23 protein-coding genes are annotated in these 25,594 nt (G+C 70.1%); 17 read left to right on the top strand and 6 right to left on the bottom strand.

Going from position 1 to position 25,594, the window contains the following annotated elements:
* Positions 1 to 69: 69 nt before the first annotated feature.
* From LO762_RS00470 to LO762_RS00455, 4 genes are all read left to right on the top strand, one after another.
* Entirely contained in the window at positions 70 to 2,346 is a 2,277-nt protein-coding gene (locus tag LO762_RS00470; protein WP_230611245.1) for a helicase-associated domain-containing protein, read from the top strand.
* A gap of 115 nt (positions 2,347 to 2,461) precedes the next feature.
* Entirely contained in the window at positions 2,462 to 2,842 is a 381-nt protein-coding gene (locus LO762_RS00465) for a hypothetical protein (RefSeq protein ID WP_230611242.1), read from the top strand.
* A 50-nt stretch (positions 2,843 to 2,892) separates the two neighbouring features.
* Positions 2,893 to 4,527 (top strand): DNA repair helicase XPB, encoded by a 1,635-nt coding sequence (locus LO762_RS00460; RefSeq protein WP_230611239.1) that lies wholly within the window; start codon positions 2,893 to 2,895, stop codon positions 4,525 to 4,527.
* A gap of 219 nt (positions 4,528 to 4,746) precedes the next feature.
* A complete protein-coding gene (locus LO762_RS00455; RefSeq protein ID WP_230611236.1) occupies positions 4,747 to 5,256 on the top strand; it encodes a hypothetical protein in 510 nt (169 codons plus the stop codon).
* 266 nt (positions 5,257 to 5,522) lie between these two features.
* Here LO762_RS00455 and LO762_RS00450 read toward each other — a convergent pair whose 3' ends face one another.
* On the bottom strand, positions 5,523 to 6,461 hold the full coding sequence (locus LO762_RS00450) for a GlxA family transcriptional regulator (RefSeq protein ID WP_230611232.1): 939 nt from the start codon (positions 6,459 to 6,461) through the stop codon (positions 5,523 to 5,525).
* Between the two features lie 86 nt (positions 6,462 to 6,547).
* On the opposite strand from LO762_RS00450, the gene LO762_RS00445 reads away from it, so the two are divergent.
* Positions 6,548 to 7,840: an MFS transporter gene (locus tag LO762_RS00445; RefSeq protein WP_230611229.1), complete on the top strand. Its 1,293-nt coding sequence runs from the start codon at positions 6,548 to 6,550 to the stop codon at positions 7,838 to 7,840.
* Positions 7,841 to 7,883: 43 nt separating this feature from the next.
* Here LO762_RS00445 and LO762_RS00440 read toward each other — a convergent pair whose 3' ends face one another.
* The gene (locus tag LO762_RS00440) at positions 7,884 to 9,347 is read right to left on the bottom strand and encodes an FAD-binding protein (protein WP_230611226.1); all 1,464 of its coding nucleotides are present in this window, start codon (positions 9,345 to 9,347) and stop codon (positions 7,884 to 7,886) included.
* A gap of 154 nt (positions 9,348 to 9,501) precedes the next feature.
* Here LO762_RS00440 and LO762_RS00435 point away from each other — a divergent pair, with 154 nt between their 5' ends.
* From LO762_RS00435 to LO762_RS00415, 5 genes are all read left to right on the top strand, one after another.
* Complete coding sequence (locus LO762_RS00435) at positions 9,502 to 10,131, top strand: class I SAM-dependent methyltransferase (RefSeq protein WP_230611223.1); 630 nt, start codon at positions 9,502 to 9,504, stop codon at positions 10,129 to 10,131.
* A gap of 4 nt (positions 10,132 to 10,135) precedes the next feature.
* On the top strand, positions 10,136 to 11,638 hold the full coding sequence (locus LO762_RS00430) for an ATP-binding SpoIIE family protein phosphatase (protein ID WP_230611220.1): 1,503 nt from the start codon (positions 10,136 to 10,138) through the stop codon (positions 11,636 to 11,638).
* 113 nt (positions 11,639 to 11,751) lie between these two features.
* The gene (locus LO762_RS00425) at positions 11,752 to 12,024 is read left to right on the top strand and encodes a hypothetical protein (RefSeq protein ID WP_230611217.1); all 273 of its coding nucleotides are present in this window, start codon (positions 11,752 to 11,754) and stop codon (positions 12,022 to 12,024) included.
* A complete protein-coding gene (locus LO762_RS00420) occupies positions 12,017 to 12,628 on the top strand; it encodes a DUF6879 family protein (protein WP_230611214.1) in 612 nt (203 codons plus the stop codon). The genes LO762_RS00425 and LO762_RS00420 overlap by 8 nt, the downstream gene beginning before the upstream one ends.
* A gap of 12 nt (positions 12,629 to 12,640) precedes the next feature.
* Positions 12,641 to 15,013: a tetratricopeptide repeat protein gene (locus LO762_RS00415; RefSeq protein ID WP_230611211.1), complete on the top strand. Its 2,373-nt coding sequence runs from the start codon at positions 12,641 to 12,643 to the stop codon at positions 15,011 to 15,013.
* Here the strand turns inward: LO762_RS00415 and LO762_RS00410 are convergent.
* Positions 14,991 to 15,638 carry a hypothetical protein gene (locus LO762_RS00410; RefSeq protein WP_230611209.1) on the bottom strand — a complete coding sequence of 216 codons (648 nt, stop codon included), beginning with the start codon at positions 15,636 to 15,638 and terminating at the stop codon, positions 14,991 to 14,993. The two genes, LO762_RS00415 and LO762_RS00410, sit on opposite strands and share 23 nt — an antisense overlap.
* Before the next feature lie 123 nt (positions 15,639 to 15,761).
* On the bottom strand, positions 15,762 to 16,268 hold the full coding sequence (locus LO762_RS33805) for an ATP-binding protein (RefSeq protein ID WP_374201518.1): 507 nt from the start codon (positions 16,266 to 16,268) through the stop codon (positions 15,762 to 15,764).
* Positions 16,269 to 16,485: 217 nt separating this feature from the next.
* Here LO762_RS33805 and LO762_RS00400 point away from each other — a divergent pair, with 217 nt between their 5' ends.
* On the top strand, positions 16,486 to 17,322 hold the full coding sequence (locus LO762_RS00400; protein ID WP_230611203.1) for a helix-turn-helix transcriptional regulator: 837 nt from the start codon (positions 16,486 to 16,488) through the stop codon (positions 17,320 to 17,322).
* Positions 17,310 to 17,495: a DUF397 domain-containing protein gene (locus LO762_RS00395; RefSeq protein WP_230611200.1), complete on the top strand. Its 186-nt coding sequence runs from the start codon at positions 17,310 to 17,312 to the stop codon at positions 17,493 to 17,495. Before LO762_RS00400 ends, LO762_RS00395 begins: the two co-directional genes overlap by 13 nt.
* Positions 17,496 to 17,588: 93 nt before the next feature.
* On the opposite strand, the gene LO762_RS00390 is transcribed toward LO762_RS00395, so the two are convergent.
* On the bottom strand, positions 17,589 to 18,332 hold the full coding sequence (locus LO762_RS00390) for a DUF6879 family protein (RefSeq protein ID WP_230611197.1): 744 nt from the start codon (positions 18,330 to 18,332) through the stop codon (positions 17,589 to 17,591).
* 38 nt (positions 18,333 to 18,370) lie between these two features.
* Positions 18,371 to 19,333, bottom strand: a complete 963-nt coding sequence (locus LO762_RS00385; protein WP_230611194.1) for a helix-turn-helix transcriptional regulator — start codon at positions 19,331 to 19,333, stop codon at positions 18,371 to 18,373.
* Between the two features lie 153 nt (positions 19,334 to 19,486).
* Here LO762_RS00385 and fxlM point away from each other — a divergent pair, with 153 nt between their 5' ends.
* From fxlM to LO762_RS00360, 5 genes are all read left to right on the top strand, one after another.
* A complete protein-coding gene (gene fxlM / locus LO762_RS00380) occupies positions 19,487 to 20,731 on the top strand; it encodes a methyltransferase, FxLD system (protein ID WP_230611190.1) in 1,245 nt (414 codons plus the stop codon).
* The gene (gene fxlA / locus LO762_RS00375; RefSeq protein ID WP_230611187.1) at positions 20,728 to 20,856 is read left to right on the top strand and encodes an FxLD family lanthipeptide; all 129 of its coding nucleotides are present in this window, start codon (positions 20,728 to 20,730) and stop codon (positions 20,854 to 20,856) included. Before fxlM ends, fxlA begins: the two co-directional genes overlap by 4 nt.
* Positions 20,857 to 20,940: 84 nt before the next feature.
* Positions 20,941 to 23,661, top strand: coding sequence for a lantibiotic dehydratase (locus tag LO762_RS00370; RefSeq protein WP_230611184.1), 2,721 nt, complete (start codon positions 20,941 to 20,943; stop codon positions 23,659 to 23,661).
* Positions 23,658 to 24,734, top strand: coding sequence for a lanthionine synthetase C family protein (locus LO762_RS00365; protein WP_230611180.1), 1,077 nt, complete (start codon positions 23,658 to 23,660; stop codon positions 24,732 to 24,734). The genes LO762_RS00370 and LO762_RS00365 overlap by 4 nt, the downstream gene beginning before the upstream one ends.
* Before the next feature lie 16 nt (positions 24,735 to 24,750).
* Positions 24,751 to 25,536 carry a thiopeptide-type bacteriocin biosynthesis protein gene (locus tag LO762_RS00360; RefSeq protein ID WP_230611176.1) on the top strand — a complete coding sequence of 262 codons (786 nt, stop codon included), beginning with the start codon at positions 24,751 to 24,753 and terminating at the stop codon, positions 25,534 to 25,536.
* The last annotated feature ends 58 nt before the right edge of the window (positions 25,537 to 25,594 follow it).

Below are 25,594 nucleotides of genomic sequence, written 5' to 3'. Positions count from 1 at the left end.
ACGGGCGCGGAACCCGCGACCGGAACGTCGGCGGAGACACGGCGGGCACGGCGGGGCACGACTAGGGACGTGGACAGCTACGGGGACTGGCTGCGCGGGCGCACCGACGAGGAGTTGGCGGCGCTGGTGCGGGCGCGCCCGGAACTGATCACCCCGGTACCGGCCGACCTGGGCGCGCTGGCCGCCCGCGCGGCGACGCCCCCCGCCGTCTCCCGGGCGCTCGACGGGCTGGACCGGGCCGCGCTCGCGGTGCTGGAATCCGTCATCGTTCTCCCTTCCCCCACCATCACAGCACTGAAAAAGGCGCTCGGACCGCGCGTCGCCGAATCTGTGGATAACTTGCTGGCGCTGGGTCTCGTGTGGCCGGGGACGCGCCGGTCATACCAGGTCGCACCGGGCATTCGGGCGGCGCTGCGCGAGCCCGCCGGGCTCGGCCCGCCCGCCCGTGACGCGTTCGCCGTGCTCCCCCTGGACCGGCTCGTCGTGCTCGCCGAGGATCTCGGCCTGTCCACCGCCTTCGCGAACGCGAGCGGCCTCGCCGAGGCCGTCGCCGCCCGGCTCGCCGACCCGGCCGACCTCGTCGCGGACGCCGGGCCCGAGGCGCGCACCGCGCTGGAGCGGCTGGCGTGGGGCCCGCCGTCCGGCCGGATCGAGAACGCGCGCCGGCCCGTGACGCTCGCCACGGCGGCGAGCCCGATCGACAGGCTCCTCGCGCGCGGCCTCCTGGTCGCCACCGACGACCGGACGGTGACGCTGCCCCGGGAGGTCGGCCTGTATCTGCGCGGCGGCGTCCTGTTCCGCGAGAACGTGCTCACCGAGCCGTCGGCGGCGGGCCCGGAGCGGCCGCAGGGCCTCACCGACCAGATCGCGTCGGGGCAGGTGTTCACCGCGCTGCGCCTCATGGAGGAGCTGCTGGAGGGCTGGGGCCTGGAGCCGCCGTCCGTGCTGCGCAGCGGCGGCCTTGCCGTCCGCGACCTGAGGGCCGCGGCGGCCCGTCTTGATGTGGCGGAGCAGGACGTCGCACTCCTGGCCGAGGTGGCTTACGCGGCCGGCCTTCTGGCCCGCGACGTCGGGTGGACCCCGACCCGCTCCTACGACCTGTGGCTGCTGCGCGGCGCCGCCGAGCGCTGGGCCGACCTGGCGAACGCCTGGCTGGACACCGACAGGGTGCCCGGCCTGGCGGGCGGCAAGGACGACAGGGACAAGACGATCAACGCGCTCGCCGACGAGTCCGTGCGCGCGCACGCCCCGCGCGTCCGGAGGGAGGTCCTGGAGGCGCTGCCCGACGAGGTGGCGGCCTCCGAGGAGTCCCTGATGGAGCGGCTGACGTGGCGGCGTCCCCGCAGGACGGGCGGCCTGTACTCCCGGATGGCCTCCTGGACGCTCCGGGAGGCGGCCTTCCTGGGCCTCACGGGGTTCGGCGCGAAGGCGTCCTACACGGGGCCCTTCCTGCGGGGTGAGGACGTCACGGGCGGCCTGGGCGCCCTGCTGCCCGCCCCGGTGGACCACGTCCTGCTCCAGGCCGACCTGACGGCCGTGGCGCCCGGCCCGCTCGTCCCCGAGCTGGCCAGGGAGCTGGCGTTGGCGGCCGACGTGGAATCGACGGGCGGCGCGACCGTCTACAGGTTCACGCCCGCCTCGGTGCGGCGCGCGATGGACGCGGGCCGCACCATCTCGGAGCTGCTCGACCTGCTGACGCGGCACAGCGCGACGCCCGTCCCGCAGCCGCTCGCGTACCTGGTCGAGGACGTGGGGCGCAAGCACGGCAGGCTGCGGGTGGGCACGGCCCTGTCTTACGTGCGCTGTGACGACCCGGCCGTCCTGGACGAGATCCTCGCCGACCGTAGGGCGTCGGCGCTGCGGCTGTACCGGCTCGCGCCGACCGTCCTGGCGTCCCGGCTGTCCCGGCAGGACCTGCTGGAGTCGCTGCGCTCGGTCGGGTTCTCGCCGGTGCCCGAGTCGGCCGAAGGCGGCCTCGTGGTGACGCGGACGGACGCGCACCGCGCCGAGACGCCCGCCCGTCCGCCGATCGACCACGAGCAGGTGGTCGACGCCGATATCGCGGCGGCCGCCGTGCGCGCGCTCAGGGCCGGGGAGGAGGCGGCGGCGGTGGGCGCCCCGGACGGCGATCCGCCCAGGACCCCGTCGATGGCGACGATCGAGAGGCTGCGCTCGGCCATCGGCTCCCGTGTCTGGATCGGCTACCTCGACCAGCAGGGGCAGGCGACGAGCCGGATAGTCGAGCCCGTCCGGGTGGACGGTGGCTACCTCACGGCCTATGACCGCACGAAGGCGTCCGTGCAGCGGTTCACCCTGCACCGGATCACGGGGGTGCGGGACGTGTGAGCACCCTGCGGGAACCAGGCGCTACGCTGCACAGTCAAACCAGGAGAAGACTCCCGCCAACGGCCGACCCTGTCCGGCGTTCGAGCGCCCTGCCTGCGAGAAGGTGCATGCTCCCGTGAGCTACGGCTACCACACCCCCGACCCGAAAGCCTACGGCTACGGGGTCCCCGGCCATCCCAACCAGTACGGCGGCTACGGTCCGCCGCCTCCGGCGCCGAACAACGGCAGCGCGGTAGCCGCGCTGATCTGCAACATCGTGCTGACGGTCACCTGCTGCGGCCTGTTCGCCGTACCGGGGATCATCACCGCCGCGATCGCCATGAGCCGCACGACCACCGACCCCCAGTCCGCCGCCCGGCTGACGACGATCAGCTGGGTGATCTTCGGAGTGGCCATCGCCCTGGGCATCCTCCTCGTCATCGCCCTCTTCGGCTTCGGCCTATGGGGCGCGCTGGAGGCCGAGAGCAGCACCTGGGACGAACCCGCCCGCGTCTGACCGCCCCACGGAACACGAGCACGTGCCCACGTGTTGCAGACTGAATGCCTATGAACGATGGTCCGTTGATCGTGCAGTCGGACAAGACGCTGCTTCTGGAAGTCGAGCATGAGCGGGCGGCGGACTGTCGGCGGGCGATCGCGCCGTTCGCCGAACTGGAGCGGGCGCCTGAGCATGTGCACACGTATCGGGTGACGCCGCTTGCGTTGTGGAACGCTCGGGCGGCCGGGCATGACGCTGAGCAGGTTGTTGACGCGCTGATCCAGTTCTCGCGCTACCCGGTGCCGCATGCGCTGCTGGTGGACGTGGCGGACACGATGGGGCGGTATGGGAGGTTGCGGCTGGAGAAGCATCCCTCTTATGGGCTTGTCATGGTGTCGGTGGACAGGGCAGTCCTTGAAGAGGTGCTGCGGTCGCGGAAGATCAAGCCGATGTTGGGCGACCGGGTGGCTGAGGACACCGTCGTGGTGCATCCGTCCGAGCGGGGGTCGCTCAAGCAGGCGCTGCTGAAGATCGGCTGGCCCGCCGAGGACCTCGCGGGCTATGTGGACGGCGAGGCGCACACGATCGACCTGGCCGAGGACGGCTGGTCGCTGCGGCCGTACCAGAAGGACGCGGCGGAGGCGTTCTGGCAGGGCGGCTCAGGGGTCGTCGTGCTGCCCTGCGGGGCCGGGAAGACCACGGTGGGCGCTGCCGCGATGGCGCACGCGCGGGCGACGACCCTGATCCTCGTCACGAACACCGTCAGCGTCCACCAGTGGAAGCAGGAGCTGCTGAAGCGGACTTCCCTGACCGAGGACGAGATCGGCGAGTACTCGGGCTCCAGGAAGGAGATCAGGCCCGTCACGATCGCGACATACCAGATCATGACATCGCGGCGTAAGGGCGTGTACGGGCACCTTGAGCTGTTCGACGCGCGCGACTGGGGCCTCGTGATCTACGACGAGGTGCACCTCCTGCCCGCCCCGATCTTCCGGATGACGGCCGACCTCCAGGCCCGGCGACGGCTCGGCCTCACCGCGACGCTGGTGCGCGAGGACGGCAGGGAGGGCGACGTCTTCTCTCTGATCGGCCCGAAGCGCTACGACGCGCCCTGGAAGGAGATGGAGAACCAGGGCTGGATCGCGCCCGCCGACTGCGTCGAGGTCCGCGTCACGCTGACCGACTCCGAACGCCTCGCCTACGCGACGTCCGAGCCGGAGGAGCGCTACCGCTTCTGCGCCACGACCGACACCAAGACGCGCGTGGTGGAACGCCTCGTGGAGACGCACAGGGACGAGCAGATTCTGGTGATCGGTCAGTACATCGACCAGCTCGACGAGCTGGGCGAGCGCCTCGACGCCCCGGTGATCAAGGGCGAGACCAAGATCAAGGAGCGGGAGCGGCTGTTCCAGCTGTTCCGGACGGGCGAGATCTCCTGCCTCGTCGTGTCGAAGGTCGCGAACTTCTCTATCGACCTGCCCGAGGCGTCCGTCGCTATCCAGGTGTCCGGCTCGTTCGGCTCCCGCCAGGAGGAGGCCCAGCGCCTAGGCCGCGTCCTCCGCCCCAAGGCGTCCGGCAAGACCGCCCGCTTCTACAGCGTCGTCGCCCGCGACACCCTCGACCAGGACTTCGCCGCCCACCGCCAACGCTTCCTCGCCGAACAGGGCTACGCCTACCGCATCACCGACGCCGACGACCTCTGACCCGTCCCCTACGAACGGGAATCGCGGCACGCGCATCCGCGAAAGTCGGGTGCACGCCGCCAAGCGACAGGCACCCCAGCCGCACACAAACGCCCAGATCGGGCTGAGGCGTGGGCATCCCCAGCGAGCGGTGCGCCCTCACGCTGGCGCGAGCCGTCTGCGGCGGGCGGGCTCGGGGCGCTCCTGCTCTCCATCGCCGTGGGGGCGGGCGCGGGGTTCGTGATCGGTAGGGAGAGTCTTCCGCCTGAACTGGAGACGGTCTGGCAGGCCGAGGCGGACCGGCCCGCGAGCCTCCAGGGCAAGGGCGTGTGGGTGCCCGGCGGCGCCGCGAAAGGCACGGTCGTGCGGGTGCGCTCGGACGGCGCCCTCTCCTATCGCATCGCCGACGGGGCCAAAACGTGGCGGTACGACACGGGCGGCGGGGTCGTTTGCATGATGAGCGCCACCGCGCCGGACGGCGTCGGCCTGATGGGCACGGCGCTCCACGTGGCGGACGGCGAGGTCGCCGTGCTGTTCAACGGGTACCAGGCGCACGCCGACCGGATGATCCTGCTCGACGTCGGGACGGGCGGGGAGTTCCGCTCCGAGCGCTTCGAGGGGAACCACCCCGGTGCGGGCGTCGAGGCGAGGGACGCGCCGCCCTCGTGGCTGCTCCGGCGCGACGGCGTCACGCTCGTCGCCAGCCACGGCGCGGACCGCCCGCTGTCGGCTTACCGGCTTGAAGGCTGAACCGCGGGGATCTGACGGCGCGGGTAATTCCGGACGGGCCTGAATTCCATTCTTGGGGGACCGCATGACGGCCGGGCTGACTGTTGGGGAAAAGGTGGAAAGGAGCCACGGCCGTCCGGTGCGGATTAACGCCGTGTTCGCTCGCGTTGCCTCGATTTCGCGCCTCCACCGGTCATTTTTACACTCCACACCGTTTTGGGAAAGCTGTGCCGGACGGGAGGGCGCTCGCCGTCAAAAAGCCGCTGCCGCCCCGGTGTCGCGGCTGGTCAGTGGCGGAAGGTGCGGCGGTAGGCGAGGGGGGAGAGGCCGACGGCGGCGTGGAGGTGTTGGCGGAGGGTCACGGGGGTGGTGAAGCCGGTGCGGCGGGCGATCTCCTCGATGGGCAGGTCGGTCGCTTCCAGGAGTTCGCGGGCGTGGGCGAGGCGTTGCTGGCCGAGCCACCGGGCGGGGCTGAGGCCGGTCTCGTCGCGGAAGCGGCGGGTGAAGGTGCGGGCGCTCATCCCGGCGCGGGCGGCCAGCAGCGGCACGGAGACGGGTTCGGCGAGGTGCCGCAGCGCCCAGTCCCGCGCGGCGGCGGTGGACGTCCCGGACGGCTCGGGGATGGGCCGTTCGATGAACTGGGCCTGGCCGCCGTCCCGCATGGGCGCGGTGACGCAGCGCCGGGCCGTCCGGTTGGCGACCTCCGCGCCGTGGTCGCACCGGATGACGTGCAGGCAGAGGTCGATCCCGGCGGCGACCCCGGCCGAGGTCAGTACGTCGCCTTCGTCCACAAAAAGCACGTCCGGGTCCACTTTGACGGCCGGGTACATCGCGGCGAGCCGTGCGGTGTCGCGCCAGTGTGTGGTGGCCCTGCGGCCGTCCAGGACGCCCGCTGCGGCGAGCACGAACGCGCCCGTGCAGATGGACATGATCCGGGCCGACGTGCCCCGCAGCGCCGTCCTGACGGCCGGGGAGACCTCCCCGCGCATGACGGGCCCGCCGTGCACGCCGGGCACGACCACGGTGTCGGCGGTGGCGAGCAGCGAAAGATCGTGGTCGGGGGTGATGCTGTATCCGGCCTTGCAGCGCCGGGGCAGGCCGTCTTCGGTGCAGGCGAGCACCTCGTAGTCGGCGGGTCCGCGCGCCGCCCAGAAGACCTGGCCTGGCACGCCGACGTCGAGGGGCGCGAAGTCGTCCATGATCAGTACCGCGACGCGATGGGGCATGGATCCGAGCGTAGTGGCCGGAATCCTGCGTTAGTTGTCCTTTACGCCACTCACCGGGATCCGTCCGGTTCCACGAGACTCGTCTGATGAAGTTGCACAGAGCGTGGATCGTCGGCGGTGTCGCGCTCGTCGCGATCATGGGCGCCGCCGGGTTCCGCGCCACCCCCGGCGTGATGATCAACCCGTTGCGCGCGGAGTTCGGCTGGTCCAGCGGCACGGTCTCGCTCGCCGTCTCGGTGAACCTCGTGCTCTACGGCGTCACCGCCCCGTTCGCCGCCGCTCTCATGGACCGCTTCGGCATGCGCAGGGTCGTCACCGCCGCGCTGCTGCTCATCAGCGCGGGCAGCGGCCTCACCGTCTGGATGACGGCGAGTTGGCAGCTCGTCGCGCTGTGGGGCGTCCTGGTGGGGCTGGGCACCGGCTCGATGGCGCTGGTGTTCGCCGCCACCCTGACCGACCGCTGGTTCGCGAAACGACGCGGCCTGGTGATGGGCGTGCTCACGGCGGGCGGCGCGACGGGCCAGCTCGTGTTCCTCCCGCTGCTCGCCGCGCTGGCCGAGGGTCCTGGCTGGCGGACGGCCTCCGTCGTCGTCTCCGCCGCCGCGCTCGCCGTGGTGCCGCTCGTCTGGTTCCTGGTGCGCGACTCCCCCGAGGAGATCGGGCTCACCGCCTACGGCGCCGACGGGCCCGTCATAAGGGAGCCCCGCAAGGGCGCGGCCCGGCACGCGCTGCGCGTCCTCGGACGTGCCACGAGGCACCGGGCGTTCTGGTACCTGATGTTCGGGTTCTTCATCTGCGGCGCGAGCACCAACGGCCTCGTCGGCACCCACTTCATCCCTGCCGCGCACGACCACGGCATGCCGGAGCAGGCCGCCGCAGGGCTGCTCGCGGTCATCGGGATCTTCGACGTGGTCGGCACGATCCTGTCCGGCTGGCTCACCGACAGGTTCGACCCCGCCAAGCTCCTGTTCGTCTACTACGGGCTGCGCGGGCTGTCCCTCCTCGTCTTCCCTTCACTGCTCGCCTCCGGGAACCCGCCTAGCGCGCTGTCTCCCGGCATCATCCTGTTCATCGCCCTGTACGGCCTGGACTGGGTCGCGACCGTCCCGCCCACGGTGGCGCTGTGCGCGCGGGTGTTCGGCGCGGACGGCCCGATCGTCTTCGGCTGGGTGTTCGCCTCGCACATGGTCGGCGCGGCCGCCGCCGCCCTCGCGGCGGGCCTGGTCCGTGACGGGTTGGGCGCCTACGACGTCGCCTGGTACGGCGCCGCGATCCTGTGCCTCTTCGCCGCCGTCATCTCGGCCGCCCTACGCGCCGCCCGGCCGCCCCGCCCCGACCTGCCCTCAGACGACGCCCCGGCCGTCACCGCCAAGACGTGACCGCGCGCCCGGCCGAAGGACCGGGCGCGCGGCTCGGGAGAGGCTAGAAGATGCCCTGCCCGGGGGCGAGGATGCGGGACGGGTCGTACTTGGCCTTGGCCAGCAGGAACGCCGGGTAGGCGGTGCCGAAGTGGACGACCCACTCGGCCTTGCTGAGCGGGTTGGAGCCGACCGGGTACCAGCCGCCTCCGCGCAGCCGGTTCTTCTTGTAGAACGCCTTGTTCAGGGCGATCATGGCGGCCGGGTCGAGGGATCCGGGCGAGGACGTGCGCAGCAGCGAGAACAGGAACGCGTACTTCTCGTTGAGCTCACGGGTCGAGCCGAGCCGCAGCAGCGGCGCCTTCACCTTCTTGGTCGGGATCGCGTACAGCAGGATGACGCCGCTGAGCCCGATCTTCTCCGGCGTAAGGTCGGGCAGCGCCCCCGTGACGAGCGAGTTCACCGCGGAGCCCGCGACGACGCTGTCGAGCCACGGGTGCGGCCGCTGCCACTCGCCGATGGCCTTGAGGATGTCCACGATCGGTCCGATGCGGTCGGCGAAGTCCCAGTAGGTGAGGTCGTCGATCGTGACGGACGTGTGGGTGAGGTCGCCGATGAGGGCGGCGTCGTCAGCGGGTGTGGCGTTGTACTTGACGGCTTCCATCAGGAAGGTGTGGCCGCCTTCGGCCAGCCCGATCTGGCCTTCGAGGTAGTCGAAGCGGCCGTCCTCGCACATGGCCCGCTGCGCTGCGGTGAGGGCGGCGACGCTCGGGTAGAACAGGTTGTACCTGCGCACGGTGGCGGGCGCGGGCACGAGCTTCACCACCGCCTCGGTGATGATGCCGACCTGGCCGAGGCCGCTGCGGGCGGCGTCGAAGAGGTCCTTGCGCAGGGTGGGCGAGCAGCGCAGCACGTCGCCCTTGCCGGTGACGACCTCCAGTTCGAGCACGTTGTCCACCTGTGCCCCGTGGTGGATGATCTGCCCGCCGAGGCCGCCGTTGGAGAGGGTGCCGCCTACGGACAGGCCCAGGTAGTCCGTCAGGGTCGGCGGGGTGAGGCCCTGCGCCAGCGACGCCTGGAGGAGGGCGCTCCAGGTGGTGCCGCCCCCGACGACCGCCCTGTCGGAGAGGATCTGGATCGAGTTCAGCGGTCCCGTCTCGATGACGAGCCCGCCGGAGACCTGCGCCTGGCCCTGGGTGGTGTGGCCCTGGCCACGTCCGGCCACCTTGATCCCGCGCGGACGGCAGAACTTCACCATCTTCGCGATGTCGGACACCGATCCCGGTTCGAGGACGGCGAGCGGGGTCCGGCTGACGATGTGTCCGAAGTCGTCGGCGGCCGCCGCCAAAGAAGCGGCGTCGGTGCGTAGCGTGCCGTCGAGCGAGGGGACGGCGTCGAGGGGTCCGGCCGCGTGTGCCGCGGTCGCCCACGTGCGGGTGACGGGGTCGAGCCCCACCACGAGGGCGCCCGCGACCAGCCCGGTCACGGCGGCGCGTCGGCTGATGGCGTGAGATTCGTGTTCCTGCATCGGAGAAGCCTCCCTAGGAAGATCCACTTTGTGGATCTTCGCAAGAAACCGACATCACATGAGGCCGATTCGGGAACTTCTCCCTATCCGCAACAAACACCTCTAAAGTGACCACACCAAAGTCGCGTAGCCGAGCACCCAGGGACCGTGCGCAGTGACCAAGTGGGCCGAACGAGAGAGACGCCACGCCGCCGCGTTCGACGCGATCGGCGTCCGCTACGACGAGGCGTTCCCGCACAAGGAGGGCCAGCTCGCCGCCGGCGGCTGGCTCCTGGACCAGCTCGCGCCGTCCTCCTCCATCCTCGACCTCGGCTGCGGCACCGGACTGCCGACCGCCGCGCAGCTGGCCGGAGCCGGACACCGCGTCACCGGACTCGACCTCAGCGCCGAGATGGTCCGCCTCGCCCGTGAGAACGTTCCCGAAGGAGAATTTCACCAGGGCGACCTGCGGGACGTGAAGGGCCAGTACGACGCCATCGTCGCCTTCTTTGTCCTGCTCATGCTGCCTCTCGCGCAGATCCCTGAATCGCTCGCCCTCATCCACGGCCTCCTACGCCCCGGCGGGCTGTTCTGCCTGTCGATGGTCGAAGCCGACCTCGAAGAGTTCCCCATCTCCTTCCTCGGCCAGGAACTCCTCGTCTCCTGCCTGCTGCGCGACGAACTGCGCGCCGCCGTCGAAGCCGCCGGATTCGCCGTCGAAGCCGAGAACGTGCTCAGCTACGCGCCGTCCAGCACACAGGCCGTCCCGGAGATCCAGCTCTTCTACCACTGCCGCCGGGTGTGACCCCGTGACCGAGACCGCCGTGAGCATCAGGGAGCGCCTCGCCTTCCTCGCGGACGCGGCCGCCCGGATCGGGACCCGGCTCGACCCCGCCGAGTCCGCGCGGGCCCTCGTCGGCGCGCTCGTGCCACGGCTCGCGTCCGCGGCGTCGGTCTACCTGCAGGAGAGCCTGTTCGGCCAGCGCGACTTCGCCGACGACCTGCGCCTGGCCGCCGGCCCCAAACAGCCCGAGGAGGCCGCGCACGCCGCGATGGCCGCGGGCGGCGCCCTGTGCCACGGACAGCTCCTCGCGCTGCCGATGAAGGTCCGTGGCCGCACCCTCGGCGCCGTCCTCCTCGAAGGGCACCTCAGCGACGAGGCCGACATGCTCATGATCGGCCAGCTCGTCGCGCAGGCCGCGCTCGCCGCCGACAACGCGCACCGTTACCGGCAGGAGGCGGCTGCCGCCGACACCCTCCAGCGCAGCATGCTGCCCAACCGGCTACCGCGCTTCGCGGGCGTCGAGATCACCCACCGCTACCTCCCGGCCAGCGACCACGCCCGCGTCGGCGGCGACTGGTTCGACGCGATCGGCCTGCCCGGCAGCCGGGTCGCGCTCGTCGTCGGCGACGTCATGGGGCACGGCATGCGCTCGGCGGCGATCATGGGCCAGCTCCGCACCTCGGTGCAGACCCTCGCCGCCCTCGACCTGCCGCCCGACCAGGTGCTCCGGCAGCTCGACGGGCTCGCCCAGGGGCTCGGCGAGAACCACCTCGCCACGTGCATGTACGCCGTCTACGACCCGGTCGCGCGGCGCTGCACCTTCGCGAACGCCGGGCATCTGCCGCCGATCCTCGTCCGCGCCGACGGCCGCGCCGAACTCCTCGACGTCCCCGAAGGCGTGCCGATCGGGGTCGGCGGCGTGGCTTTCGAGCCGATCGAGTTCCCCGTGTGCGACGGCGACCGCCTCGTCATGTGCACCGACGGCCTCATCGAGGTGCGCGGCGAGGACATCACCTCCGGCCTGGAGAACCTGCGGAACGCCCTGGACGGCCGCCGCCTCACCCTCGACGCCCAGTGCGACGACGTCCTACGGCACCTCCAGATCGACGACAGGAGCGACGACGTAGCCGTCCTCATGGCGGACCTCACAGGCATCCCCGCCGCCAACGTCGCCCGCTGGATGCTCGAACCACGCCGCACCACCCCGTCCCGGATCCGCCGCCTCATCCGCGCCACCCTGAACTCCTGGGATCTCACCGACCACATCGAGATCACCGAACTCCTCGCCACCGAGGTCGTCACCAACGCCGTCCGCTTCGCCGGCCGCCCCATCGAACTCCGCCTGGTCCAAACCGAACACCTCCTGGTCGAGGTCATGGACGACGAACACACCCTCCCCGTCCTCCGCGACGCCCACGACGACGACGAGGGCGGCCGCGGCCTCCAACTCGTCTCCCGCCTGGCCCGCCGCTGGGGCGCCACCCGAACCACCTCCGGCAAAATAGTCTGGTTCGAACTCACCGTCTGATTTCCACCACCCCATATTGTCGTTTCTGGCCTTATGCGCCTTATTGCACCATTGCGAGAAACGGACTTCGCCTGCTAGCCTGAAATTCCCATCGGCCTTGGGGAAGGCGTGAGATGGCAGGAAAGAAGTGGGAAGCGGACGCGACCGCGGGACTCCTGCGACGCTGGGGGAAGTCACCGCACGAGCGGGGCGACACGTCCGGCGAGGGAAGCTGCCCGGACGTCTGGGAACTTGAGAACGGTGATGTCGCCATTATCGGACAGGAACTCACGGCCGCCTATCGCGACCGGCTACCCGAGGGCGTCTCCATTGATCCCGGGGAAAGCCTGGTCGTTGTTCCGCGAGCCGCGATCCTGGCCGCAAAGCGGGACATTCCGGATGCTTGAGGGGTTCGGGAAAGCCGTTCCGGAACGCCTCGGGCTTGCCGAATACTGGGCCGATTTTGAGAAACGGTTCTGGGAGACGCGCGAGCCGGGGTTCTGGAAGCTGGAACGGCAGCAGGTTTTCAAGGAGCCGGGTGAGCCGAGCTGGGAGGCGTTCGCGGCCGGGGACTGGGACGCGTCTCTGCGCAGTATCCGGGAACGTGAGGCCGACTACGCCGACTACTACCGGCGGGTCGCGGACCACGGATTCGTCAGCCACCGGGTGCGAATTGTCGAGAAACCGTTCAGCCCGTACCTCCGATGGGAACTGCACCTGCTCGCGATGCGGCACGCGAAAGGCGGGCTGACCAGCGTCGTCCACGCCTCCGACGTCGCGGAGTTCGAGAAGTCCGGCCCCCTGCCGGAGATCTACACGCTCGGCACGGACGTGATGTACGAGGCCGTCTACAACGACGACGGCGTCCTGGAGGCGGCGAACAGGTTCACCGACTCCGCGCTGATCTCAACGTGCCAGCGCTTCATCGAAGACCTGTACAGGGCGGGCGAACCACTCGACACGTTCATGGCCAGAGAGATCGCCCATCTGGATCCCCCCGCGACCCCCTGAGGCTCTTCGAGCATGGATCGAGGCGACCACGACGAGCGGCCACAGCACGTCAACCGCTCCGACCAACTCGGCCCCGCCGAGCTCGTCCAGGCCAGGGACGTCCACGGCGGGGTGCATTTCCACGCTTCCGGACATCCCGCCGGCGAGCCCCCGCGCCAACTCCCCGCGGACATCAGACATTTTGTCAACCGCCGCGCCGAACTGGCGGATCTGGACGGACTGCTGACCGGCGAGTCACTCGTCGTCATCACCGGGACCGCCGGGGTCGGCAAGACGGCGCTGGCGCTGCGGTGGGCGCACCGGGTCCGGCATCGGTTCCCGGACGGCCAGCTCTACCTCAACCTCAAGGGTTATGACCCGGCGGCGCCCACCCCGCCGGAGCAGGCGCTCGACCGGTTCCTGCGGGCGCTCGGCGTCCGCCCCGCCGAGATACCCGCCGACGCCGACGAACGGGCGGCCCTGCTCCGCTCGCGGCTCGCCGACCGGCGGATGCTGCTCCTACTCGACAACGCGGCGTCCGCAGGGCAGGTGCGTCCGCTACTGCCGGGGACAGCGGGTCCCCTCGTCATCGTCACCAGCCGCGACCGGCTGTCCGGGCTCGTCGCCAGGGACGGCGGGCGTCGACTGACCCTCGGCATCCTGCCGGAGTCCGACGCGATCGAACTGCTGGCGAGCGTCACCGTGCAGTACCGGGCGGACGACACGCCCGAGCAGTTCCGGGAACTGGCGCTCCTGTGCGCGCGGCTCCCGCTCGCGCTGCGCATCGCGGCCGAGCGCGCGGTCGGCCGGCCGTTCATGCCGCTCAGCGAACTCATCCAGGACCTCCGTGACGAGTCGGGCCTCTGGGACGCGCTTTCCACCGGCGACGACACGGAGGCCGAGGCCGTGCGCACGGTCTTCGCCTGGTCCTACCGGGCGCTTCCCGAGGCCGCCGCGCGGCTCTTCCGGCTCCTCGGCCTGCACCCCACGCCCGTCTTCGGCGCCGCGGCGGCCGAAGCCCTGTTGGGCGCGGGCGCGGGCCAGCGGGTCCGGCATCTCCTGGACGTCCTGGTCGGCGCCCATCTCCTCGAACAGTCAGGCCCCGACCGCTTCCAACTCCACGATCTGCTCCGCGCCTACGCCATCGACCAGGTCCGGCACGAGGAGACGGCAGCCGACCGCGCGACGGCTCTGCGCCGCCTGCTCTCCTGGTACCTGCACACGGCTGACGCCGCGCTCGGCGCGCTCGCCCCGTTCAGCCGCACCGTTGTGCTCTCCGAACCCGTGGACGCCGCGCCGCCGTCCTTTCCGGGAGGGGCCGAGGCCGATCTGTGGTTCGCGACGGAACGGGAGAACCTCGTCGCCGCGACCGTCCTCGCCGGGCAGAGCGGCATGGCGGAGATCTGCTGGCAGCTCGCCGCCGTTCTGCGAGGCGCCTACATGCACCAGAACGCCTTTGACGACTGGCTTGTCACCGGATCCGCCGGGCTGGCCGCCGCCCGGGCGATCGGCGACCGTTACGGTGAAGCCGAAGTGTTGGAGAGCCTCGGCAAAGCCCATTTCCAGGCGCGCGGGCTGACCAAGGCGGAGGAGTTCCACGTCGCCGCCTTGAACATCCGGCGGGAGATCGGGAACCGTTTTGGTGAAGGCGTCTCGACCAACGCGCTCGGCCTGCTCGGTCTCCGGCACCGACGTCTCGACGCCGCCGCCGACCACTTCCAGAAAGCCCTTGACCTTTTCCGAAGCCTCGACGACCGGCGATGGCAGGCCCTGATTCTCGGAAATCTGGGCGAGACCCTGTACGAACTGGCCCGGCTCGATGACGCGGCCGAACATCTCCGGCAGGCGATCGCCGTTCAGGAGGAGATCGGTGATACCGCGCAGGAGGGCAACTCGCGGTTCTTCCTCAGCATGGCCCTGCGCGAACTCGGCATGACCGCGGAGGCGCTGCGGAGCATCGAGTCCGCGCTCGCGATCGCGCACGCCGCTCGGAACCAGGTGTGGCTGGCGCACTGGCTGGTCGAACACGCAAGGGTCCTGTGTGCCCTCGGTCGTCCGGCCGACGCCCTCGACCCGTTGCGACGGGCCGCCGTCATCCAGCGCAAGGTGGGCGACCGCAGCCGGGAGGCCATGGCGCTGGACTGCACCGGCGAGACCTACCGGGATCTCGGCCAGCCCGAGGAGGCCGTCGGCTTCCACCTGCAGGCGGCGAGGACCCATCGCGCGCTGAACGACCCCTGGAACCTGGCCCTCGCCCTGACCCACCTGGCGACGGCCCTCACCGACCTGGGCCGGACAGACGACGCCCGCCCCCACCTGACCGAAGCCCTGACGTCCCTGGCGCCCCTCTCCGACCCACGCGCCACCGCCCTGGAAACACACCTCAGGGCAGCCCTGACACGCTGACCGAGACGCCGGGGCCCGAGCGAGGCCGCGCCTGGGAACCGGTGGTGAGCATGTTGCCTAGGTTGATGACTTCGTAGTCCTCCAGCGTGACGTGGAGTTGGGCTGCGCGTAGCCAGCGGGTGCGGGGGTCGTCGTGGGCGATGGTGGTGGGGGCACCGGCTTTCAGGCCGGTGCTGGTCGGCTGGTAGAGCACGCCGGAGATCGCGGCCGGAGCGACGCGCCGGGGGCGGAGCACCACGTATCCCTTGCGCAGGTGCGGGCAGAGTCGCCCCGAGCGCTCCACGCATCCCGGACATACCGGCGGGTGCGCGGTCATGACGGGGGCGGGCCACGGCCCTTCCGCGCTCTCGTACTCCTCCTGCGAGAGCATCCACAGCGCGCTCCGCCCGCAGGGCGTTCCGCATACCTGGCACAGTCGACGGCGCATCGCCTCACGCTGCCGCAGGGAGTGCACGGACTTGAACTCCGGAACCCCCACGCCCGGACTGAACCCCACCCGCGTCCACAACACCCCCGCACCATCACGATCCCCCGCCCTCTCGTCGACGTAAGCGATCCGCCCGCCTCGCACCACCACCGCAACCTCCGACATCACCTCCGACGTCCACGCCGTGATGTACGGCACGACACCCCACCGCGCCAGATTCACCGCAAAACAACCACGCCCAGACATACGCATTCACCTTTCACGAATCATGAGGAACTCCCGCAACGATCCGCGCGTGCGGGATAACCGAGGCTCTTGCCTCTACGCCCCTGTCACCTGAGGAGGGAAGTCGAAGCGCGCCCACACCCATTTGCCGGATTCGGGGACGGGGTCGAGCCAATGGGCGCCCGTCACGTCGGCGAGCGCCTGAACCAGGGGGAGGCCCCATCCGCCGAATTCGGGGAACCCAAGCGGATCTTCGACGTCGGGGAGGGCGTCGAGTTCTGCCAGCGTCAGGTCGGGGGCGGACGCCTCGGGCTTTTTTGGGCTCACGTCGTAGACCGAGAGAAGGACACAACTGGGGAACGCCTGCAAACGGACCCTGATCAGATCGAGTGGGCCCGAGACGGCGAGCGCGTTGGTCGCCAGCTCCGAGACACACCGGCCGAGAGAGTCCGTTATGTCCGCTGGTAGGCCCCAAGAGTGCGCGTGGGTGCTGACGAGACTCCGGGAAAGTCCCACTATTGCGGGAAAAGCCGGGTAGCACCGCTCAAGGTGCCGGAACCGTGGGCGGACCTGCCCGGCGAACGGTCCGGGTCGCGCGTTCATGTGCCGTGTCCGATCTTCGCTACGCTTCCCCACAGCCAGGACCTTCCTTCCCCGGTAAGGCTCGGGTCGCTTTCCGATCCAACGGAACCAGGATCGATCCAGCATGTGCTTTCTGTATCCACACCCTGCACTCACCGGCGTATGCTGGGCAGTACGGACAGAAACACACCGGATGCACTTGGCCTTTCCCCCGACGCGTGCAGGAGCTGTGCAAACGATGGCGAGCGTTCACCTGACCCCCCGCAGGTTTCTCGGCCGAGAAATCAAGATCGCCCGTGAGCGGCGCGGGCTGAAGCCCGAACAGTTCGCCACCGCGATGAACGTCTCGCTCAGCCTCGTCTACATGTGGGAGCGCGGCGAACGCATACCCGTCCCGGAAGATCTGGCCAAGATCGAGGTCTACTTCGGCTTCAGCAAAGCCACCAAGGACAACCCCGATCCCGGCTACCTAGCACGCATCCGCGACGACATGATCAACGACGCCATGCCCCAGGAATGGTTCGGCAAATGGCTCCAAGCCGAACGCGCGAGCCTTTTCGTCTGGTCGTTCCAGCCGCTTCTCATTCCCGGCCTGCTCCAGACCGAGGAGTACATGAGACGCACTTTCGAGGCCCACGGATATCTCGGCACCGAAGTCGACAGGCACGTGGCAACCCGGCTCGAACGACAGGAGCTGTTGACGAGAGACAGCCCGATCACCTTCGTGGCCCTCATGGACACCGCCGTCCTCGAACGGCGCGTCGGCGACGACGAGACCATGCACCGCCAGATGGAACACCTCCACGAGATGGCCCAACGACGTAACGTGATCGTCGCGCTCCTCCCCCTGTCTGATAGCGTTTGCAGCGGATTCTCCGGACCTTTCGCCATCGCGAACCTCAACGGCGGCGGAGAGGTCGCCTACATGGACAACCAGCTCAACGGCGAAGTCGTGGAAGGCCCAGAGGCCATCTCACACCTACGCCACATTTTCGAGACATTCAGAGCCGCCGCCCTGAGCAGAAACGAATCCCTGACCCTGATCGAAAAGGCAGTACAAAAATGGAAGAACTAAACTGGCGCAAGTCCTCCTACACAAGCGGAAACGGCGGCGACTGCGTAGAACTAGCCCCCCTCCCCGGAAAAATCGCCACCCGCGACTCCAAGCACCCAAACGGCCCCACCCTCCGCTTCACCAAGTCCACCTTCACCACCCTCACCAACGCTCTCAAGCACCAAAGCAGCTAGCTCTTTCCCAAAACGCGAAAGAGCCTACCTTCTCCTCTCAAGAGGCAGGCTCTTTCGCTTGTTCCCTTCATCGGATTACAGGTCGGCGGGGCATTACTCGGGTTTGAACTCCGTGTGTGGGGTGGCTCGGTCCCAGGCGGCGGTGAAGGCGCCTGCGATGTCTCGGGTGATGCGTGGGTCGGAGCTGAAGGTGTAGACGCGGGGGTTGGTGTCGTCGCCGCGTTGGAAGTTCCAGCGGACGATGCGGGAGTCGAAGACCCAGCAGTCGGCAGCGGGGAGGAGCAGGTCTGCGGCGTCGTGTCGCCATAGCCAGCGGATGTCCTCTCCGAAGGAGACGTTCATGTCGGTGACGGCGTGTTCCCACCTCATGTACTCCGACATGGGCTTGGAGATGACGCGGACGCGCCGCCAGGTCACACCCCGGTTGACGGCGTCGCCGACGATGGCGGCCCAGTCGCCCCACTGGTGGCTGGACAGGCCGCCCGTCTGCTTCCATTCGGCGAAGCTGCTGGCCTGGGAGGGGTCGTAGGCGTCCCGCATCTCCAGCCGGATGATGGACCGTTTGGCGTTCGCGACGAGCCTGTCGAACGAAGGCTGGCCCTTGCCCTCGCGGCCGGGCTCGAACGTTCCGTCAAGGGCTTCACGGACGATCGGGAAGAGGCGATCCGGAACCCAGACGTCCTCTTCGTCCTCGCCCTTGGCGACGTCCCGGCTCAACCGCTCGCTGATGGCCGGATCGACGCGCTTGCCCCGGATGTACATCCCTCCGGGCTCGGCCCACACGGCCGGGCATTCGTGCTGGTCGGAGTCGGGGTCTTCACCGATGAACTCGACCACGGGTGTCGGGCCTCCTTGTAGCCGGGCTGAGAGTTGCACTACGACGATCGCCCGCCTTCGGCCTCGCCGTCAAGCGCCTCCAACGCCCGTCCGATCAAGGCGCGGACGCCGTCGCCGTGGACGGCGCGGGACATGAGGGCGTCCCACGCCTGCCGGTACATGGCGAGTTCTTCGGGATGGGTGAGGGTGAGCAGCCCGGACAGCAGCTCCACCTGGACGTGTTCGTGGTCGGGGAAGGTCGAGATGTCGAAGGACTCGCGTGGCCGCACGCCTCGCCGGTCGGTGTCCATCGGGATGACGGCCACGAACACCGTCGGGAGCCGCATGACCTCCAGGAGGTGCAGGAGCTGTTCACGGTGGACGTCCGGCCCGAACTGGCGGAACCGCAGGACGGTCTCCTCCAGGAGGAAGACGAACCGGGCTCCATGGCGGCGTAGATTCCGCTGCCGTCCCAGCCGTTCGGCGAGGGCCTCGGCGATGTCGTCGGGCTCGATGCGGCGGTCTCTGCGGACCCCCCGGAGAACCTGCTCCATGTAGCCGGGCGTCTGCAGCAACCCGGGAATGACCTTGGTCTGGTAGGTGCGGACAAGCGTGACGCGGGACATCGAGTCGCCGATGGTGAGTTTCTGGCGGGCGTTCAAGGCAAGGCCGCGCCCATGTTCGCGGAGCGAGAGCCAGATTCCCGCCATGTTCGCCTGCTCGGCGAGCAGCTCGGCCGTCAACTCGGGCGACGCGCCGGTCAGCGAGCACCACAGCCGCACGTGATCGGCGGTGATGGAGCGGCGGCCCTTCTCCACCTGCGACACGACGGCCGAGGCAGACCAGCCAGCCCGTCGTGCGAACTCCACCCCTGACAGCCCCGCCCCTGTCCGCAGCTCGCGCAGGCGGGCTCCCAGGCGCTCACGGGCGGCCTGGGCCGACGACGAGGACGAACTGGCCATCACGTACGCATGCCCCCGGCTTCCGTCTTCGCTAGCCGTGACGAGCAGCGTCCGACTCATCCAATTTCCTGCCTGACCAGGCGGGAAGTGCCATTTCCTTAGCTGCTAAAGGTAGCTAAATTCCTGGCACCACGCGCCGGGGCACGGGAGGGTGGTGGAGCACGCGCGAGGCGGTGATCGCGGTGGCGGAGGAACGTCGAAGGGGGAATGTTGGTGAGCATCGGCACTCTGAGTGGTGAGGGACTGCGGGACGCGATGGTGGATCGGCTTGCGGCCGATCACCAGGCGAAGGGCTTGGTGTTGCGGCCGGAGGTGGAAACGGCCATGCGGACCGTGCCGCGTGAGCTGTTCACGCCGGGGCTGCCGCTGGAGGAGGCGTACGAGAACACCGCTGTCGTCACCAAGAGGCTGCCCAGTGGGGAGAGCCTCAGTTCGGTGTCGGCGCCGTTCCTCATCGCCGAGATGCTCGGTCAGGCCGCCGACGCGCTTGGCGGGCTGACCGGGCGTTCGGTCCTGGAGATCGGCTCGGGTGGGTACAACGCCTCGCTGCTGCGGGAGTTGGTCGGTGCCGCCGGGTCCGTCACGACGGTGGACATCGACCCGGACGTCATCGACCGGGCCTCGAAGTGCCTTGCGGCGGCGGGCTACGACGACGTCACCGTGCTCCGCGCGGACGCCGAGCACCCGGTCGAGCCGGGCCGCCGTTACGACCTGATCATCGTCACCGTCGGGGCATGGGACGTGCCGCCCGCTTGGCGGGATCAGCTCACCGAAGGCGGCGTCCTCGTCGTGCCGTTGCGGACGTTCGGGATGACCCGCTCGTGGGCGCTGCGCCGGGAGGGAGACCGCCTCGTGAGCCAGAGCCACCGCCTGTGCGGCTTCGTGTCGATGCAGGGTGACGGAGCCTCCGAGATCCGGCACCTCGACATCGCCGACGGGGTTCACCTGCGGCTGGACGAAGGCCAGCACATCGACCCCGCCGCGATCGAAGGTCTCCTCGACCTGCCCCGCGCGGAGGCGTGGGCCGGGGTGGCCCTGCCGCCCCGCACGAACCTGTCCGACCTCAACCTCTGGCTGGCGACCCGGCTGCGGGAGGGGCTCGTCGTTCTGACAGCGCAGAGCGAGGCCATCGAGGCCGGGACCGTGGCGCCGTCCTGGCAGTACGGCACGCCCGCCACCCTCCAAGACGGCACACTCGCCTACCGGTCCAAGCTGTCCTGGACCGACAGGGTCTTCGACCTCGGTTCCTACGCCCACGGCCCGCAGGCCGAGGTGGCGGCCGGACGGATGGTCGAGCACATGCGCGCCTGGCTGGACGCGGGCAACCCCGCGCCCGTCCTGACCGTCCTTCCCGCGCACGCCCCGGACGGCGACCTGCCGAACGGAATGGTGCTGGACAAGCGGCACAGCCGCCTCGTCCTGACCTTCACCCCCAACAAGAAGGGAAACGCCGCATGAGCCCCGAGTACGAACTGAACCTGCGCCTGGTCGATGCCGGACCCGCCGCCAACGCCTACGCCACCATCACCGACGACAACTGCGGCAGCGGCGACACTGACTCCGACGCCTGTTCAGGCGCCTGAAACAGGCTGAGCAAAGTCCCGTCCGAGAGGGTCCGGCCTCTACCAGCGGCCGGACCCTTCACCCGCCGCCCCCCGGAGCGAGACATGTTCCGAGCCGTCGACGCCACGCTGATCAGAGCCGCCGCCTACCCCCAAGGGCTCACCCTGCCCGCCTGGCCCGACCTCACCGGCGACCGACCTGCCTCCTGGGTGGCGTGGCTGCGGGAGGTATGGGAGTCGCCCGAGTTCGCGAAGGCCGTCAGCCTCGCCTCGCCGGACCTCAGCGCCCAGATCACGCGGGTACTGGGCGGCGAGACTCTCGACGCGCACAGGCTGCGCCGTCTGACCGAGGCGACGGTGCGCTACGTACTGCGATGGACGACACGGGCGACACCGTTCGGACGCTTCGCCGGAGCGGCATCCGGTCGCCTCGGCACACACGCCGCGTTCCGTTGGGACGACAGGCATCACGCGGTTCCCCACCCGGGCGGACCCCGGGCAACCACCGAAGACCTCCCGGCCCTGCGCACCACCTCGGTCATGACCGACTCACTCGGGTTCCGACGAGGCGGGGCGTGGGTGACGCCCTGCGCCCGCATCGAAGACGGCCGGGTCTGGGACGCCGAGATCAAACTGACCCGCCCGATAGAGACGGCACTCGAAGCCGCCCGGTCGCCCATTCCGTTCGTCAAGCTGGCCGAACTGGTCGCCAAAGAGCCCGACGACGATCTCGCGGCTGCCGAGGTGCTGCTGGCCGACCTTGTGCAAGCGGGGACACTCCGCACGGCCGTCCGAACGAGAACGATCATCACGGATTCCCGCGCCCGCACCTGTTCCGGGGACCTTCCCGAGCCTTCCGCCCAGACGCCCGTTGATCTTCGCCTGGACTGTGCGGTGACGCTTCCTCCATCGGTGGTCGGCGAGGCACAGGACGCGGCTTCCGCTCTGGTCGCGATCGCGCCGCGCTTCGCCTGGGCGGCCGACTACCACCGGGCGTTCCTCGAACGCTGGGGTCCCGGCGCCGCCGTGCCCGTCCGCGAAGTCCTCCGTGTTCTCGGGTACCCGGCCGGATACCGGACCTCGACCCGTCGCAGGCCCCCGGCACCGCACACGACGCGCGACTCCGTCCTGTTCTCCCTCGCGCAGGAGGCCGCGCTGGCCGACGCGGCCGAGACTCTCCTTGACGACACGACGATCAACACGCTGCGCGGCGACGACGACCGGCCACCGATCCCCCACACCGAACTCCGCTTCACCCTCGCGGCGGGCACTGTCCATGACCTTGATCGCGGTGAGTTCACCTTGACGGTCGTGAGCGCGGCCCGGCACGCCGGGGTCTCCGCCGCCCGGTTCCTGCACCTCCTGGACCCCGCCGACCTCGACCGTTTCCAGCGCGTCTACCGGGATCTGCCCTCCGCGTCGCCCGACGCGCAAGCCGTCCAGGTGGCCGCGCCTCCGCTGGATCTCCGGCTCGCCGCCCTCGCCCGCGCCCCGGAGCTGCTTCCCGTCCTGCCCGTTGGGGAGTTCCATCCCGATCCGGCCGTGCGGGTCGAGGACCTCGCTGTCGTCGGCGACGGTGTGCGGCTGTGGCTCGTCTCCCACACGACAGGGCGACCGGTGGAGCCGTTGCTGTTCAACAGCGTGCTCCTACCCGCCGGGCAGCAGCCCCTCGTCCGCTTCCTCACCGAGATCTGGACGGCGTTCCTGGCCCCGTGCACCCGGTTCGACTGGGGCCACGCCAGCCGCCTGCCGTTCCTCCCGCGTGTCCGGCGCGGCCGGTCGATCCTGCACCCGGCGCGTTGGCTGATCCCCGCGACCGCGTTCCCCGGCCGGAGGGCGACGTGGCAGGAGTGGGAGACGGCCTGGGCCCGGTATCGCGATCGGTACCGGCTGCCGCGTGAGGTGTTCCTCGGCGACGACGACATCCGGATACGCCTCGATCTGGACGAGAACGCCCATCTCGCGCTTCTGCGCAGCCACCTCGACCGGCACCCGAACGCGGTCCTCACCGAAGCCCCTGGAGGGTCGGGGTGGTCCGATGGACGACCCGTCGAGCTCCTTCTCACGCTCGCCCACACGCGACCGTCCACCGTGCCCCGCGCCGCCCGGCCGTGTCGTCCCGCCAGCGTCCTGCAGCACCGGCCGGGGCCGTCTCCTTGGCTGGACGCCCGCTTGTTCGGCCGGGCCGACGACATCCTCACCGGCCGTCCCCGTCTCCCCTGCGGCTGGTGGTTCCTGCGTTACCCCGACCCCGAACCCCACCTGCGGCTCCGCGTTCCGCTGCACACCGTCGCGTTCGCCGACGCCGCCCGTGACCTCGCCGTCTGGGCCGAGCACCTGCACGACGCGGGCCTCCTGACCGACTACCTGCTGACCACCTACCGGCCCGACACACGCCACGGAACCGGCCCGACCCTCGCCGCCGCCGAGACGGTCTTCGCCGCCGACTCCCGCAACGTCCTGCGGCACCTGTCGGGCGACCGGCAAGCCGCCACCGCCGCCGGGATGCTCGCCATCGCGCACGGCTTCACCGGCGACGGCCCCGCCTGGCTCGCCCACCACGCGCCCCGCCGCAGCGGGCCCCGCCTCGACCCCGCCCAGCTCACCCGTTCCCGCCGCCCCTACGGCGACGCCGACCTCTCGACGGCGCTGGCCGCCTACCGGGGCCTGGCTGAGGCGGACGGCCTTGATCTCGACCACGTCCTGTCGAACCTGCTGCACCTGCACCACGCACGCATGATCGGGGTGGACACCGCCTCCGAACGGCACTGCTTGCGTCTGGCCCGCGCCGTCGCCCTTACCCGCCTCGCCCAGGCTGCGCCATGACAGCGGGACAGTCCCTCGCGGACGGAGCAGCCGGGATCGCTCTCCTCCACCTGGCGACCGGCGACCATCAGCGCGCGTTCGCGCCACTCGAACTGGCCGTCGCCGAAGGCGTGAGCGTCACCGAGGGCGCGAGCCTCTACTACGGTGCCCCCGCCCTCGCGTTCGTCCTCGCCGCCAGCGACCACCCCGGCCTCGCCCGCGCCAAGGCCACCGCCATCGACGGAACCGTGGACGTGACCCGGCAACGCCTGGACGCCGCGCACCGCCGCATCGACCGACGCCAGCGGCCCGACTACGCCGAGTACGACCTGATCCGAGGACTGACCGGCCTCGGCGTCGCCCTACGCCGCGTCGGCCGCACCGACCTGCTCCGCGACGTCCTGACCTACCTCGTCCGCCTCACCGAACCCCTCGGACCCCTCCCCGGCTGGTGGTGCCGCAACGGCCCACGCCGCGACCACCCCGCCCCCGCAGACGGCCACGGCAACCACGGCCTCGCCCACGGCATCACCGGGCCGCTCGCCCTCCTGGCCCTCACCCACCTCGACGGCACCCACGTCCACGGCCACACCGACGCCATCCAACGCATCCTCACCTGGCTGGACACCTGGCGGCAGCACACCGACAACGGCGCGGCATGGTGGCCCCAAACCGTCACCCGCGCCGACCTCAAAACCGCCCGCCCCGCCCAGACCGGCCCGCTCCGCCCGTCCTGGTGCTACGGCACCCCCGGCATCGCGCGCGCCCAGCAACTCGCCGCCCGCGCCCTCACCGACCCCGACCGCCAACACACCGCCGAAACCGCGTTCACGGCCTGCGTGACCGACCCCGCCCAAACAAGCCTCTTCACCGACCGCAGCCTGTGCCACGGCACCGCCGGACTCCTCACCACCGCCCGACGGATCGCCGCCGACGCCCTCCACCCGATCCCACTGCAACACCTCGCCCGCCTCCACCACACGACCGCTTTCCCGACAGACGAACCCACCGGGCTCCTCGAAGGCAAGGCAGGTACCACTCTGGCCACCGCTGAGACCACGACCGCATGGGACGCCTGCCTCCTGCTCTGCTGACCAAAGGAAACCGCGCATGGACGAAACCCGCTGGAAGCAGGTGAACATCACCTATCCCGGGCAGACCCCGCGCGAACGCGAACACGCAGCCGTCCAGCACCTGTCCACCGTGCTACCCGCAGCCGAGTCCACCGGCACCATCACCTCTTGGTGGTTCATCCGCAAAGGCCGCTGGCGCATCCGCTACCTCGGTCCGCCCCACCCCCCACAAGACATCTTCACCAACAAGCACGCCTGGACCCCCGACATCTACGAACCGGAAACCCACGCCTTCGGCGGCCCCCACAGCATGACCGCCGCACACACCCTCTTCCACCACGACAGCCACCACCTCCTCACCTACCTGGCCGACAACCCCAACGACCGACAAGAACGCTCCCTCATCCTCTGCACAGCCCTCATGCGCGCCGCCGGACTCGACCTCAACGAACAAGGCGACGTCTGGGCCAAAATCGCCGAACAACGCGCCCCCCTGACACCCGAACCACCCACCCCGAACGTCTGGGCGTCCTACACCCACAACGTCCGCCACCTCCTCCTAGGCCACCCCCACCCCGACCTCACCGACAACGCCTGGCTCACCTCCTTCCAGCACACCGGCACCACACTCCAACAACTCCGCGAAACCGGCCACCTCACCCGAGGCATCCGCGCCGTCATCTCCCAACACATCATCTTCCACTGGAACCGCCTCGGCCTCCCCGCCACAACCCAAGCCGCCCTAGCCCAAGCCGCCACCCAAGCCACCCTCAAACCCCCCACCGACAACACCACCCGCACCAGCACGAGCAGCTGGCCATAACCCAACAAACCCATCGACACACGACTGGTCGGCGATCACGTACACCCTGCTGTCCCGC

Origin of the sequence: Actinocorallia sp. API 0066, assembly GCF_020991275.1 — a bacterium.
Lineage (GTDB): Bacteria > Actinomycetota > Actinomycetes > Streptosporangiales > Streptosporangiaceae > Actinocorallia.
Note: the sequence above shows the minus strand (reverse complement) of the source record. Positions and strands in the feature narration are given on the sequence as shown.

Bases quoted from the DNA above. Each gene is read 5' to 3' on its own strand.
- LO762_RS00440 (WP_230611226.1), bottom strand. From the start codon at position 9,347: ATGCAGGAACACGAATCTCACGCCATCAGCCGACGCGCCGCCGTGACC.
- LO762_RS00360 (WP_230611176.1), top strand. From the start codon at position 24,751: ATGGACGAAACCCGCTGGAAGCAGGTGAACATCACCTATCCCGGGCAG.
- LO762_RS00450 (WP_230611232.1), bottom strand. From the start codon at position 6,461: ATGCCCCATCGCGTCGCGGTACTGATCATGGACGACTTCGCGCCCCTC.
- LO762_RS00385 (WP_230611194.1), bottom strand. From the start codon at position 19,333: ATGAGTCGGACGCTGCTCGTCACGGCTAGCGAAGACGGAAGCCGGGGG.
- LO762_RS00370 (WP_230611184.1), top strand. From the start codon at position 20,941: ATGTTCCGAGCCGTCGACGCCACGCTGATCAGAGCCGCCGCCTACCCC.
- LO762_RS00460 (WP_230611239.1), top strand. From the start codon at position 2,893: ATGAACGATGGTCCGTTGATCGTGCAGTCGGACAAGACGCTGCTTCTG.
- fxlA (WP_230611187.1), top strand. From the start codon at position 20,728: ATGAGCCCCGAGTACGAACTGAACCTGCGCCTGGTCGATGCCGGACCC.
- LO762_RS00365 (WP_230611180.1), top strand. From the start codon at position 23,658: ATGACAGCGGGACAGTCCCTCGCGGACGGAGCAGCCGGGATCGCTCTC.
- LO762_RS00395 (WP_230611200.1), top strand. From the start codon at position 17,310: ATGGAAGAACTAAACTGGCGCAAGTCCTCCTACACAAGCGGAAACGGC.
- LO762_RS00425 (WP_230611217.1), top strand. From the start codon at position 11,752: ATGGCAGGAAAGAAGTGGGAAGCGGACGCGACCGCGGGACTCCTGCGA.
- LO762_RS00415 (WP_230611211.1), top strand. From the start codon at position 12,641: ATGGATCGAGGCGACCACGACGAGCGGCCACAGCACGTCAACCGCTCC.
- LO762_RS00420 (WP_230611214.1), top strand. From the start codon at position 12,017: ATGCTTGAGGGGTTCGGGAAAGCCGTTCCGGAACGCCTCGGGCTTGCC.
- LO762_RS00400 (WP_230611203.1), top strand. From the start codon at position 16,486: ATGGCGAGCGTTCACCTGACCCCCCGCAGGTTTCTCGGCCGAGAAATC.
- LO762_RS00445 (WP_230611229.1), top strand. From the start codon at position 6,548: ATGAAGTTGCACAGAGCGTGGATCGTCGGCGGTGTCGCGCTCGTCGCG.
- LO762_RS33805 (WP_374201518.1), bottom strand. From the start codon at position 16,268: ATGAACGCGCGACCCGGACCGTTCGCCGGGCAGGTCCGCCCACGGTTC.